12 protein-coding genes, 1 pseudogene and 1 riboswitch are annotated in these 12,906 nt (G+C 51.4%); of the genes and pseudogenes, 9 read left to right on the top strand and 4 right to left on the bottom strand.

What is annotated here, in order from left to right; genetic code table 11:
• The first annotated feature begins 1 nt into the window (after nucleotide 1).
• The 3 genes from P4S53_RS06945 (at nucleotide 2) to cysQ (ending at nucleotide 2,284) form a co-directional block, all read left to right on the top strand.
• On the top strand, nucleotides 2-760 hold the full coding sequence (locus tag P4S53_RS06945) for a type II secretion system protein N (RefSeq protein WP_337112091.1): 759 nt from the start codon (nucleotides 2-4) through the stop codon (nucleotides 758-760).
• Nucleotides 761-892: 132 nt separating this feature from the next.
• Complete coding sequence (gene nudE, locus P4S53_RS06940) at nucleotides 893-1,438, top strand: ADP compounds hydrolase NudE (RefSeq protein WP_337112090.1); 546 nt, start codon at nucleotides 893-895, stop codon at nucleotides 1,436-1,438.
• Nucleotides 1,439-1,450: 12 nt separating this feature from the next.
• On the top strand, nucleotides 1,451-2,284 hold the full coding sequence (gene cysQ / locus P4S53_RS06935) for a 3'(2'),5'-bisphosphate nucleotidase CysQ (RefSeq protein ID WP_337112089.1): 834 nt from the start codon (nucleotides 1,451-1,453) through the stop codon (nucleotides 2,282-2,284).
• A gap of 68 nt (nucleotides 2,285-2,352) precedes the next feature.
• On the opposite strand, the gene P4S53_RS06930 is transcribed toward cysQ, so the two are convergent.
• Entirely contained in the window at nucleotides 2,353-3,228 is an 876-nt protein-coding gene (locus tag P4S53_RS06930) for a LysR substrate-binding domain-containing protein (protein ID WP_337112088.1), read from the bottom strand.
• Between the two features lie 168 nt (nucleotides 3,229-3,396).
• On the opposite strand from P4S53_RS06930, the gene P4S53_RS06925 reads away from it, so the two are divergent.
• Nucleotides 3,397-4,248 (top strand): bifunctional allantoicase/(S)-ureidoglycine aminohydrolase, encoded by an 852-nt coding sequence (locus tag P4S53_RS06925; protein WP_337112087.1) that lies wholly within the window; start codon nucleotides 3,397-3,399, stop codon nucleotides 4,246-4,248.
• A 103-nt stretch (nucleotides 4,249-4,351) separates the two neighbouring features.
• Here the strand turns inward: P4S53_RS06925 and sthA are convergent, their stop codons facing one another.
• Nucleotides 4,352-5,767, bottom strand: a complete 1,416-nt coding sequence (sthA, locus tag P4S53_RS06920; protein ID WP_337112086.1) for a Si-specific NAD(P)(+) transhydrogenase — start codon at nucleotides 5,765-5,767, stop codon at nucleotides 4,352-4,354.
• A gap of 300 nt (nucleotides 5,768-6,067) precedes the next feature.
• Here sthA and fabR point away from each other — a divergent pair, with 300 nt between their 5' ends.
• Nucleotides 6,068-6,700, top strand: coding sequence for an HTH-type transcriptional repressor FabR (fabR, locus tag P4S53_RS06915; RefSeq protein WP_027251541.1), 633 nt, complete (start codon nucleotides 6,068-6,070; stop codon nucleotides 6,698-6,700).
• Nucleotides 6,701-6,720: 20 nt separating this feature from the next.
• Nucleotides 6,721-7,098: a YijD family membrane protein gene (locus P4S53_RS06910; RefSeq protein ID WP_337112085.1), complete on the top strand. Its 378-nt coding sequence runs from the start codon at nucleotides 6,721-6,723 to the stop codon at nucleotides 7,096-7,098.
• A gap of 68 nt (nucleotides 7,099-7,166) precedes the next feature.
• Here the strand turns inward: P4S53_RS06910 and trmA are convergent, their stop codons facing one another.
• Nucleotides 7,167-8,273, bottom strand: a complete 1,107-nt coding sequence (gene trmA, locus P4S53_RS06905; RefSeq protein ID WP_337112084.1) for a tRNA (uridine(54)-C5)-methyltransferase TrmA — start codon at nucleotides 8,271-8,273, stop codon at nucleotides 7,167-7,169.
• A 146-nt stretch (nucleotides 8,274-8,419) separates the two neighbouring features.
• Nucleotides 8,420-8,646, top strand: a riboswitch (cobalamin riboswitch).
• A gap of 43 nt (nucleotides 8,647-8,689) precedes the next feature.
• Here trmA and btuB point away from each other — a divergent pair.
• The 3 genes and pseudogenes from btuB (at nucleotide 8,690) to murI (ending at nucleotide 12,123) form a co-directional block, all read left to right on the top strand.
• Nucleotides 8,690-10,521 (top strand): annotated as a pseudogene (gene btuB / locus P4S53_RS06900) (TonB-dependent vitamin B12 receptor).
• Nucleotides 10,522-10,572: 51 nt separating this feature from the next.
• A complete protein-coding gene (locus P4S53_RS06895) occupies nucleotides 10,573-11,244 on the top strand; it encodes an ATPase (protein ID WP_337112083.1) in 672 nt (223 codons plus the stop codon).
• A gap of 84 nt (nucleotides 11,245-11,328) precedes the next feature.
• The gene (gene murI, locus P4S53_RS06890; protein ID WP_337112082.1) at nucleotides 11,329-12,123 is read left to right on the top strand and encodes a glutamate racemase; all 795 of its coding nucleotides are present in this window, start codon (nucleotides 11,329-11,331) and stop codon (nucleotides 12,121-12,123) included.
• Here the strand turns inward: murI and P4S53_RS06885 are convergent.
• Nucleotides 12,098-12,547, bottom strand: coding sequence for an RNA recognition motif domain-containing protein (locus P4S53_RS06885; protein WP_337112159.1), 450 nt, complete (start codon nucleotides 12,545-12,547; stop codon nucleotides 12,098-12,100). The two genes, murI and P4S53_RS06885, sit on opposite strands and share 26 nt — an antisense overlap.
• Between the last annotated feature and the right edge of the window lie 359 nt (nucleotides 12,548-12,906).

Raw genomic sequence — 12,906 nt, 5'->3', positions numbered from 1 at the left:
CGTGAGGTACAAAATCTTTTTAGGGCTGAGTTTCGCGCTGGCCCTGATGGTCAGCCTGGTGGTGCATTTGCCGGCAAGCTGGGTGTGGCAGTACGTGCCTAAGGTGCCCGGTCTGTCGGTGACCGGTATCAGCGGCACCCCCTGGCAGGGGACAGCGATCCAGGTACGGTGGCAGCAGTGGAATTTGGGTCAGGTTTACTGGGAGCTCAGTCCGTGGAAGCTGCTGAGTGCCAATGCCGAATTTGCGGTGCGACTCGGTCAGGGCAGTGATCTGGGGCTGAGAGGGCGAGGTTTGGTGGGCGCAGATCTCAGCGGCCCGTATGCGCAGAACTTGCTGCTGTCTCTGCCTGCCCAGCAGGCCATTCAGTATGCGCGTCTGCCGGTACCATTGAATCTGGGAGGTAACTTGGAACTCACGGTGCGTGACTACCGGTTTGCGGTGCCATACTGCCAGTCGCTGGACGGCGCACTGGTGTGGAGCGGAGCCCGCATAGGCACCCCGCTGGGTGAGGTCGATCCCGGTCAGGTCCTGGCGGAAGTGAGCTGTAATGACGGGCAACTGGCGGCGAATGCCAATCAGAGCTCGGCCCAGGTCAGCAGCGAATGGCAAGCGGGCTTAACGACAGATCAGCGCTATAATCTGAACGGCTGGTTTAAGCCGGGGGCCGAGCTGCCATCCGGGTTACAGGAACAGCTGAAATGGCTGGGCAACCCGGATGCGAATGGCCGTTATCCGATTCGATATACAGGTCGCTTGTAAGTCTGTGGCTGTGCAGCGACGCATGGACTGGCGGGTTGAGGAAAATCAAATCTGTCTGAATGCGCATTTTTCCTTTATTTCATGACCGCCATGCCATTTAATAGCAGACAGAGCAAGTGACAGGGAAATACGATGGCGGAGAATAAGAAACCAACAATTCTGGCAACTGAGGTGGTGGCGCAATCCCGCCTGTTTAAAATCGAGTCTCTTGATCTCCGTTTCAGTAACGGTGAGACCCGCACCTATGAGCGTATGAAACCCAGCGGGCGTCATGCTGTGATGGTGGTGCCTGTGACGGCCGAGGGTGATCTTTTGCTGGTGCGTGAGTACTCGGCGGGTACGGATCGCTATGAACTCGGCTTTCCCAAAGGCTTGATCGACCATGGTGAAACGCCCGACCAGGCGGCCAACCGGGAAATGAAAGAAGAAATTGGTTTTGGTGCCAGGCAGTTAGTGCCACTGAAAGAGGTCGTACTGGCGCCTTCTTATTTTTCCAGCAGGATGACGCTGTTTCTCGCGCAGGATTTATTTCCCGAAAAACTGATCGGCGATGAACCTGAGCCGCTGGATATTGTGCGCTGGCCATTGTCGCAGGCCGAAGAATTATTGAGCCATCTTGATTTTGCTGAAGCCAGAAGCATCACCGCTTTGTTCCTGGCCTTGAAGTACTTATCTTAGCAGGAGTGTGAGATGGAGCTGTCGACGCTAATTCCATCCGTGATAGAAATTGCCCGGGAATCGGGGCAGGTGATCCTTGATATTTATCAGCGCGGTCAGTTTGAAAAACAGATTAAGACTGACAATACGCCCGTGACCAGTGCGGATCTGGCCGCGCATAAGCTGGTACTGGAAAGATTAACCGAACTGACACCGGATATTCCTGTGTTGTCTGAAGAAGATGCCGCCATTCCGCTGGAAGAGCGCCAGCAGTGGGATCGTTACTGGTTGGTCGATCCGCTCGACGGGACGCAAGAGTTCATCGCCGGCAGTGGCGATTTTGCCACAATCATCGCCCTGGTTGAGAACAATCACCCTGTGATGGGCGTGGTGTATGCGCCAGTGTCAGGCGTTGTTTACTATGCCAGCCGCCAGCAGGGGGCCTGGAAAATTACCCCTGACGGCGAAACGGTTTCTATCTCGACCCACAAGCACGAAGGGCCGACTCGATCGATAGCGGTGGCTATCAGCCGCCGCCAGGATATCCGGGCGATTACCAACCGGCTGGATCCGGCACTGAATTACGACTTAGTCCCGTTGGGGTCAGCAGCTCTGAAATCCTGCCTGGTTGCGGAAGGGGCGGTCGATTGTTACCTGCGTTTGGGGCCGACTGGCGAGTGGGACACAGCGGCGACACAGTGCATTGTGGAAGAGGCGGGCGGACGCATTCTCAATACTCACCTGACTCCCCTGTCATACAATGAGCGTCATACGCTGGAGAACCCGAATTTTATTACGCTGGGTGATGAAAGCCTGCCCTGGGCAGAGATCCTGACCCCGGACAACCGGATGATGGAAGCCCGTTAATACATTGCGCTGGCCTCTTTTCAGACAGAGGCCAGGGTGCGTTTCCAGCCGCCTGGTCAAATCCGGCATCAGACGTCATGTTCAAAGATGCGATCGCAGGTGTTGATGAGTCGCTCTGCCAGCGTTTTACTCAGTGCCGACAGCTTCTCCTGGGTATGCAGAGTCACTTCCATATCCTGCACCGGCGGCAGCCCGTCATTTTCATCCAGAATTCTGTGATGCTCGGTCACCAGCCTTCTGGGCAGCAGCGAAATCCCCAGACCGGCCTCGACGGCACAGCACACACCCGACAGGCTGGTACTGACGTAGGCCAAACGCCAGCTTCTGCCCAGACTGTCAAAGGTGTGGGCCATTTCATTGCGATACAGACCGCCAATCGGAAAAGACACCAGAGGCACCGGCTGCCTGTCGAGGTTGTTGCTGTGTAAGCTATCAATCCAGCATAAGGGTTCCGGCCAGCTGGCTAAACCCGGCAGACTGCCCTGGCGTTGTTTGACCAGTGCCAGGTCCAGCTCGTTACTCTGAAATTTTCGCCAGATGTCGCTGCATAAACCACTTTTCACTTCCAGCCGGATACCCGGAAACTCGGTCGAGAACGCATGCAGCGTGGGCATAATGGCGTGGGTCGCGAAGTCCTCCGGTACACCCAGCCGGATTTTTTGCTGTTCGGCGCTGACACTGGTCTGCACAACCGCTTCGCTCATTAATTGCAGAATGCGGCGGGCATAATTGAGGACCCGCTCGCCTTCCAGCGTGGCCGTGACGTAGCGGCCTTTGCGGTGCAGCAGTTCGCAGCCGAGCTGGGACTCCAGTTTGCGGACCTGCTGGCTGACCGTCGACTGAGTGAGGTGAGTACTGTCGGCGGCCCGGGTAAAGCTGCCGGAGTCGACCACGGCGACAAAGCTGCGCAGCAGGACAGGATCTAAGGTCTTGTTGTGATTCATAATCTGTTGTCAGTGGGTATTCCACTACTTGGCATTGAGTTATTTAATTTATAAATCAAATTGCCCTGATCTACAATCAACTCAATTCAGAATTGAAACAGCAGCCTCGTCAAGACGCTGCTTATCCATTGGCGCAGTCAGACTGCGATACATGAAAGGACATCTGTAATGGCCAGGAATACTTATTATGCCCCCACCGGTGGTCTGCCACCGCAAACCCAGATTCTCTCTGACCGCGCGGTGTTTACCGAAGCCTATGCCATCATCCCAAAGGGTGTGATGAGCGATATCGTCACCAGTTTCCTGCCGTTCTGGGACAATACCCGGCTGTGGGTGATTGCCCGGCCCATGAGTGGTTTTTCTGAAACTTTTTCTCACTACATCATGGAAGTCTCCCCTCAGGGCGGTAGCGACAAACCCGAACTGGATGCGGGTGCGGAAGGCGTGCTGTTTGTGGTCGAAGGCGAGATGACCCTGACGCTCGAAGGCGAACAATATCAGATGGAAACCGGCGGTTACGCCTATCTGCCGCCATCAGCCCAGTGGAGTCTCAAGAACAATGGCGACGCGCCGGTCCGTTTTCACTGGATCCGCAAGGCCTATGAATTTGTTGAGGGCATTGAGGTGCCTGACGCCTTTGTCACCAACGAGAATGACATCGAACCAACGCCGATGCCCGACACCAACGATGCCTGGGCCACAACCCGCTTTGTTGATTCGGCAGATATGCGTCACGACATGCAAGTGAACATCGTGACTTTCCAACCCGGTGGGATCATTCCGTTTGATGAGACGCATGTGATGGAACATGGTCTGTACGTACTGGAAGGTAAAGCGGTTTATCATTTAAATCAGGACTGGGTGGAAGTGGAAGCCGGTGATTATATGTGGCTGCGCGCCTTCTGCCCGCAGGCGTGTTATGCCGGTGGTCCGGGTCGTTTCCGTTACCTGCTGTTTAAAGATATCAACCGTCACATGGTACTCAATCCATCGCCGGCGTATCGCGGGAACCGCCGCTAAGCAAAGTCCTGTTCGCAAAAGTCCCAATCGTAAAAACGGCGCCGAGAGCGCCGTTTTCTTTAGGGGTGTAGCGCTCCACAGCATCGGCCGTGGAGTGGTGCTTTCAAAACAGACGGTTCAGTCCATTCAGTGCTGCCACCCGGTAGGCTTCAGCCATGGTCGGGTAGTTAAAGGTGGTATTGACGAAGTAATCGATGCTGTTACCGCCGTTTTTCTGCTCCATGATCGCCTGACCGATATGAATGATCTCTGACGCCCGTTCACCGAAGCAGTGGATCCCTAAGATCTCTTTGCTTTCACGGTGGAACAGTATCTTCAGGCTGCCGACATCGGTACCGGCGATTTGTGCCCGGGCCAGGTGTTTGAACTGCGCCCGTCCCACCTCATAAGGGACCTTTTCCGCGGTCAGCTGTTGCTCGGTTTTACCCACAGAGCTGATTTCCGGAATGGTGTAGATACCGGTTGGGATATGATCGATCAGTTGGCCCTGCGCCTGTCCGGTTGCAATGGCCTGCGCCACAAAGCGGCCCTGGTCATAGGCGGCGCTCGCCAGGCTCGGGTAGCCAATCACATCTCCGACCGCATAAATGTTGTCAGCCTCGGTACAGTAGTTCTGGTCCACGGAGAGCTGGCCGCGTGAGTCCGGTGTCAGCCCAACCACCTCCAGATTGAGGCGATCTGTGTTCCCTGTCCGGCCGTTGGCGTACAGCAGGCAGTCGGCTTTCATTTTCTTGCCGGATTCCAGATGCAGGATCACGCCGTCTTCTGTGCCTTCAATCTTGCTGTAGGTCTCACCGTTGCGGATCAGGACGCCGTTGTTCCACAGGTGGTACGACAGCGAGTCGGAGATCTCGTTATCAAGAAATTCCAGCAGGCGCTGGCGGGTGTTGATGAGGTCAACTTTGACCCCCAGACCGCGGAAGATAGAGGCATATTCACTGCCGATCACCCCGGCCCCATAAATAATAATGTGGCGCGGGTCGTGCTGCAGACGCAGAACGGAGTCACTGTCGTAGATGCGCTGGTGGGTGAAGTCGACATCTTTGGGCTGGTAAGGGCGTGAGCCGGTGGCAATCACGAACTTGTCGGCGGTATAGGTGTCATGGCTGCCGTCGTGATTACGAACACGTATGGTGTGTTTATCGACAAAACTGGCTTCACCGGCAATGATGGGGCAACTGTTGCGATCGTAAAAGCCCTGACGCATTCTCGTTTGCTTACTGACCACGGTCTGCGCGTGTCCAAGAATCTGGCTGAAGGTGCTGTGCAGTGTGGTGGTGTTCTTGCTGTAGAGCGGGTTTTTATTGAATTCGATAATCCGGCTGACCGCATGGCGCAGTGCTTTCGACGGAATCGTGCCCCAATGGGTACAGCCGCCGCCGACACGGCTTTCGCGTTCAATGATAGCGACGCTGAAACCCGCTTTGGTCAGTCCCATGGCGGCCCCTTCGCCTCCGGGTCCGCTGCCGATAATAATCACATCAAAGTGAGAAGGAGTCGTGGGGTGTTGAGTGCTCATGGGCCGCCTTAATTTATCCGATTGTTTCTGTGGTGCGGAGTGTAACGTTTTCCTAACGAAGGGAAAATCTCGACTCCCCGATAGAGCGCGTAGGATCACGTTGTGGCAGCAGAAACCCCCATTTTTATCTCTGACAGGCAGCAGTTTGTGAGCCGACAGGGAAAATGACATTTGTGATTTTGCTTCCACTGTACAGGGCCGTTAGTATTCCCACCGGCTAAGTGTGGATTGACGCTGATCAAGTGGCTGAAAGCGGGTATAGTGAGACTCAAACTGGCAACTGAACAGAAGCAGGAACCCATGGGGATCAGGGCCCAACAAAAAGAAAAAACCCGGCGTTCACTGATTAACGCAGCCTTTAACCAGCTCAGTGCTGAGCGCAGTTTTTCCAATCTCAGTTTGCGCGAAGTTGCGCGCGAAGCTGGTATCGCGCCCACATCTTTTTATCGTCACTTCAAAGATATGGATGAACTTGGACTAACATTGGTTGATGAAGGTGGCTTACTGCTTCGCCAGCTGATGCGTCAGGCTCGCCAGCGAATTGCCGAAGAAGGCAGTGTGATTCGCACGTCTGTTGAAACTTTTATGGAATTTATTGAAAGCAGCCCGAACGTATTCCGTTTGCTGTTACGGGAACGCTCCGGCACCTCGCCGGCATTCCGGGCTGCTGTGGCGAGAGAAATTCAGCACTTCGTGGCGGAACTGACTGAGTATCTGGAAGCCAAAGGCGGGAGCCGGCACGAAGAAGCTTATATTCAGGCTGAAGCATTAGTGACTTTGGTATTCAGCTCTGGAGCCGATGCTCTGGATCTGGACAGTCAGTCGCGGGCAGAACATGCAGAGCGCTTAATCATGCAACTGCGAATGATAGCCAAGGGAGCTTACTGGTATCGTAAAGAGCGTGAGCGCAACACGCTGGCGCATAAACCTTAATTGAGTATGTTGGTGAAGATATGGACAAGCAACAAGTTAAAGCAGAACGCAAGACCTTAATCCTGTCACTGTTAGCCGGACTGTGCGGTAACGCCACGCTGGCAGTATTTACCTCCAGTGCCGTCGCTTTTTCTATTTTTCCGGTGATTGCTTTTGTGATGACTGTGTATTGTATGTATCAGGACTACCTGACCCGCCCGATGGCGGAAGGGACCCCAGTCATTGCCTTTGCGCTGTTTCTGGTCGGCGCCTTTGGTTATTCTGCTTTTCTGCGTGCGCAGGCGCCGGATATGGGCTCTAACTTCCTGCCGTTGATGATCTGTTTGGCGCTGCTGCTGTGGGTTGCTTACCGCATGGGTGTGATGAAGCCGAAATCGAAATCTCAGGATGATGCATAATCTCTCAGCATGAAAGACAGAAAAGGCGCCTCAGGCGCCTTTTTCGTTTTTGCCGCTTTCGCACGGGATTATTTGCGCTCCAGCATCACCCCTGCTTCCATGTGGTGGGTGTAAGGAAACTGATCAAACAGTGCAAACCGGGTAATGCGATGGGTGTGACCCAGAATCTCCAGGTTGGCTTTTAAGGTGTCCGGGTTACAGGAGATATAGACAATCCGCTCATAGCCCTGAACCATGCGGCAGGTACCCTCGTCCATGCCTGAGCGGGGCGGGTCAACAAAAATGGTGTTGCAGTTGTAGCTGCTGAGATCAATGTTGTTGTCTTTCAGGCGTCGGAACTCACGTTGTCCTTCCATCGCCTGAGTAAACTCTTCAGCAGACATACGGATGATCTGCACGTTATCGATCTTATTCGCCGCAATGTTGTACTGTGCCGACTCCACCGACGGCTTGGCCAGTTCGGTGGCCAGCACACGGTCAAAATTCTTTGCCAGTGCCAGCGAGAAGTTGCCGTTGCCGCAATACAGCTCCAGCAGATCACCTTCGCTGTCCTGGGTACAGTCGACCGCCCACTCCAGCATCTTTTGCGCCACTTCACCGTTTGGCTGGGTAAAACTGTTTTCGACCTGCTGATAGGTCAGTGTTTGATCGTGAACCGTCAGCTTCTCAATCACATAGTCCTGATCCAGCACGATTTTTTGTTTCCGGGCGCGGCCAATCAGGTTGAGGTTAAATCCTTCATCATTCAGTCTTTGCTTCAGGGCTTTGGCTTCTGCGACCCACTCTTCATTCAGTTGACGGTGATACAGCAGGGAAACCAGAATTTCTCCGCTCAGTGTAGACAGGAAATCGACCTGAAACAGCTTATGGCGCAGTGCACGGTTTGGCTTCATGGCATCAACCAACAACGGCATCAAATCATTGATCAGACGGCTGGCTTGCGGGAACTGATCGACACGGTATTTCTCGCGGGTTTCCTGATTGAACATGATGTAATACAGGTCTTCCCCTTCATGCCAGACACGGAACTCAGCGCGCATGCGGTAGTGCTGAGCAGGAGAAGCAAACACCTCCAACTCCGGGGTGTCTACGTCAGCAAACAGCGCTTGCATACGCTCGGCCTTTTCGTCCAGTTGTGCTTGGTAGGTGGCGGGGTTGATAGGGGTTGCTGCCATGGTGTTGCCTCAAAACTGCTCAAAATAAGAGCGCAGATTTTATTGCATTGTTGACTGATGTCCAGTGAAAGGGGGAGAAAAATGCCGGCCAGATAGATTTGTCATGACTAATAGCAAACTAAACTAGACAATCCCGACCGGTAAAACTAGCATTCTGCTGCGCTGGTTTGCCTGTTCGCAGGCGGGGGAATACGGTGAGAATCCGTAACTGACGCGCAGCGGTAAGAGAGAACGAAAGACACAAGGCAGATAGCCAGACACTGTTTCAATCGGCAAGCGCAATGCCTGCCAGATGAAATGGGAAGTCGTTGTCCTAGGCGGTTGTTCAACCATGCTCTCAAGTCCGAAGACCGACCAGCGAGACAGGCAGTATGGAGACTGCCCAGATTTCAACGCGATTTAAGGTATCCATGACAATGAAAAAAACGCTTTTAGCCGTGGCGTTGGCACCTTTGTGTCTGCAATCCTCGCTCGTTTCCGCCCAGAGCACCACCGATGAGACCATGGTGGTGACCGCCAACCGTTTTGAGCAGAGTGACAAAAACACACTTGCTGATGTGGAGGTTGTTACCCGAAAAGATATGGATCAAATGCAGGCAAAGTCTTTACCGGATGTATTACGTCGTTTAACTGGGATACAGATTAACCAGAACGGTGGTCGAGGACAGCTTGCATCATTATTTGTACGGGGAACTAACTCTGATCAAGTGCTGGTTTTGGTTGATGGTGTTCGTTTTTCCCGCGCAGCCAAAGGGGCTGTTGATTTTAATCAGATCCCTTTAACTTATGTTCAGCGCATTGAGTACGTTCGCGGTCCTCGTGCTTCACTTTATGGTTCAGAAGCAATTGGAGGTGTGATTAATATCATTACTATTGCTCGTTCCAGAGAAGAGGACACAAAAGCGCAAGGCGGTTTGGGTAGCCTTGATTATCAAGAGCTTAGTGTTGCATCTGGTTTCAGTGTAGGTGGTAAAGGTCAGGTTAATTTGGCGTTAGGGGTGGAAAGCGATAAAGGCTACAACGTTCGTCCAGTCTCAGGGATTAATGACGGTGATCGCCATGGGTTCAAAAGTAACAATGCACTCTTGGGGTATGTGTATGATTTTAATCAGCAGTGGTCTGCTTTTGGGAATCTGCGAGCGTATGAGAACGTTTATCAATATGATCGTAGTTATGACGTTCGTGGATATTTTGAGTCGGAGAAAGACGATATTTCAGCAACCGTAGGAGCTAAGTATCAGTCTCAAATCCTGATGTCAGAGTTACAATTAAATGTGCAACAACAAAAAGCTTGGGATTATGAGCAATCCCAAGGAAAAGATGGTGGGACCCAAGACAAACTCGAGCAACAAAATCTGCAGTGGATAAATAGCTATATGCTTAATGATGTATTCACTGTGTCAGGGGGCTCGATTGGCGAAAGGAATCTTATGCTGACAGAGTCGCGAATAAAACTTTTGATAGAACTAATGGCGCAGCTTTTGGTTCAGCGATTGCGCAATTTGAAGCATTGAGTCTTGAAGCAAGTTCTCGGGTGGATGATAACGAAGAGTTTGGTAGTGAGTTTACATATAGTCTTGCAGGTGGATATCAATTCCTTCCCGAGTTTGGTGTAAGAGCCTCTTACGGAACAGCATTTAAAGCTCCAAACCTTTATCAGCAGTATGACCCAGCATACGGAACTAAAGATCTTAAACCCGAAGAATCAGAGAGCTGGGAAGTCAGTTTCAGTGGTGTTGTAAGTGATGTGTTCTGGTCTCTTACTGGCTACGATTATAAAATTAATAACTTAATTGATTATCATCTGGTGACTAATGCTTATCAGAACATAGACGGGAAGACACATATTCAAGGTATTGAATTGGTGTCTGAATTCGATACTGGCTTTGTGCAACATCAAATCAGTGCTGATTTTAAAGATCCTGAAGATGCTGACGGCAACCAACTTCAGCGTCGTGCAAAAGAGATGTACAAGTGGAATGCTTTAATCAGTTTTGAGCAAATTGACTGGTCATTAAGTTACCTCTATGTTGGAAAGCGTCCAGATGTTGATTATGGAACCTGGCCTGCGAGTGATATCAATCTTTCGGCATATTCACTATTCGACACAGCGCTTAATTATTATGCTAACGAATCAGTCACAGTAAGTGCCCGTGTAGCAAATTTATTTGATGAAGAATATGAAACGTCACTTGGTTACCCATCAGCAGAACGTGCATATTACTTAACTGTAAGCTACCAGCTTTGAGCCTAAGCTTCTCCCTCAGCCGCCTCCGGGCGGCTTTTTCGTGAGGTGGCAATGAAACCGAAGAAAGTCATCGTCAGTTGGTCATCCGGTAAAGACTCAACCCTGACACTATTACGTTTATTAGAAAGCCCGGACTATGACGTCGTGGGGCTGTTTACCACCTACGTGGGGACCGAGGTGCCGTTTCAGGCAACACCAATCGCTGTGGTACGGGCACAGGCCCGGCTGACAGGGCTCCCCTTGGTTGAGATACCGCTGCCTGACGTGTTTCCTCCGAATGACGTGTACCAGTCGCTGGTGGTGGCAGCCATTCGCAATAGCGGATTGGCCGTTGAAGCCGTGGCATTTGGCGATATGTTCTGCAATGGTATTGAAGCTTATCGTCGCAGTTATATCGAGCCGGCCGGCTGGCAATGTGTCTTGCCTTTGCTGGGTGAGGACAGCCAGCTGCTGGCCGAGGAAATGCTGCAACGGGGGATAAAAACGGTTTTGACCACAGTGGATACCACTCAGCTCAGTGGTGAGTTCTGTGGTCAATGGTTTAATCACTCATTACTCGCACGATTGCCTGACGAGGTGGACCCTTGCGGGGAAGACGGCGAATTTCATACTCTGGTGGTTGATGCCCCATGTTTTTCAGGGCCGTTGGCGATTGAACCGTTGCATATAGACACTCAAGGCCGGTTTCATCATCTTCGCTATCGGATCTCAGTACCAGACTGACAGTAAACTGATGTGCGATAGTTGGCTTTTGCCTGTCAGCCAGTATGATGAGAGCTTCTATCTTGGAGCAGTCAGAAAGACGTTGTGAAAACCATCCTTATTTTTGATTCTGGTGTGGGCGGTCTGTCCGTCTATCAGGAGATATACCGCCAGTTGCCGCAGTATCAATACATCTACGCCTTTGATGATGCGGCATTTCCTTATGGCGAACTGGACGAGTCGGTATTGGTCGAGCGGACCCTGCACATTGTGTCGTCTCTGGCCACAAAGCATCACGCGGATCTGGTGGTGATAGCTTGCAATACCGCCAGCACGATTGTCTTGCCACCTCTGCGGGCTGCACTGAGTTTGCCTGTGGTCGGGGTTGTACCTGCTATCAAGCCCGCAGCATTACTGAGTCAAACGAAATGCCTGGGCGTGTTAGCGACACCGGCGACGGTTAAACGCCAGTATACTCAGGCGTTGATTCAGGAGTTTGCCTCAGATTGCGAGGTCCATTTGCTGGGCAACACGCGTTTGGTTGAAATGGCTGAGATGAAATTACGGGGAGCTCAGGTCGATCTGGACGAATTGACCGGGATATTGCAGCCTTGGTTCCACACAGCAATCGATACGGTTGTACTCGGATGTACTCACTTTCCGCTAATCAAAGATGAAATTAGTCAGGTGTTTGTCCAGGCCACGAATGTGATTGACTCCGGTAGCGCGATCGCTAGCCGGGTCAATTCACTGTTAGGAGGCATGGCCAATCAAAGGTCACCGCAACGGCAGAACTTGACCTACCATTCTGGCGCGAGCACCAATGTTATGACATTAAATCACAGCTTACGGGCCATGAACCTGAGTCAGGTGATCAGTCTGAACTATCCTCATTCTTAGGATCGTTGGCTTCACGTACTTTTAATGTACGCTGACCAAATTCTTTCTCATTCAGTTTGCTGACGGCGTAGTCAGCATCTTTACTGCTCATGACCACAAAGCCGAAACCACGCCTTTTACCTGTTCGCTTATCTTTCATCAGGCGAACAGCAAAGACCTCACCGTACTCTGAGAATAAATCTTTGACTTCACTTTCGTTCGCACGATAGGGAAGGTTTCCGACATAGAGCGTTTTGCTGCTCTGATTTTCATCGCCCATCATATTTTCATCCTGATTCGTGTTCAGGTAATGATTGGCAAATCCGGATAAGACGGCGCCCAGTGCGAAGGCTATCGCAGCGGTAGAAGAAATGAAGCTAAATATGATGGCACCAATAAGAGTTATCAGCGCAATGATCATAGTGTGTGAGTTGGAAAATTTCATAGGCAAGCTACAGTGTCATCGATTGAAAAGTTAGAAGGCGATTTATTTAACAAATTAATCACAATAATAGTACGTGCATAGTTTTACGATTACCAGAAAGTGAATGTATTGATCGTATAATGTTGACTTAAGGCGCATATTTTTACATTAGCTGAAATTATGACCGGTTAAACATTTTTTATTAAGAAAAGGGTTGTCAGTCTTTTCCAAGTCTCTATAATGCCGCCTCACCAAGACGGGAACGGATGAAAACATCAGTTCGGTTTTGATGAAAGGCGGCACAAAGAAAGCAAATAAAAAATTGTTTGACTACTTTGTTTGATTCGTTAGAATGGCCGCCCTGTCCACGACAAGCCAAC

This window comes from Photobacterium sp. Hal280, assembly GCF_037162255.1.
Lineage (GTDB): Bacteria > Pseudomonadota > Gammaproteobacteria > Enterobacterales > Vibrionaceae > Photobacterium.
Note: the sequence above shows the minus strand (reverse complement) of the source record. Positions and strands in the feature narration are given on the sequence as shown.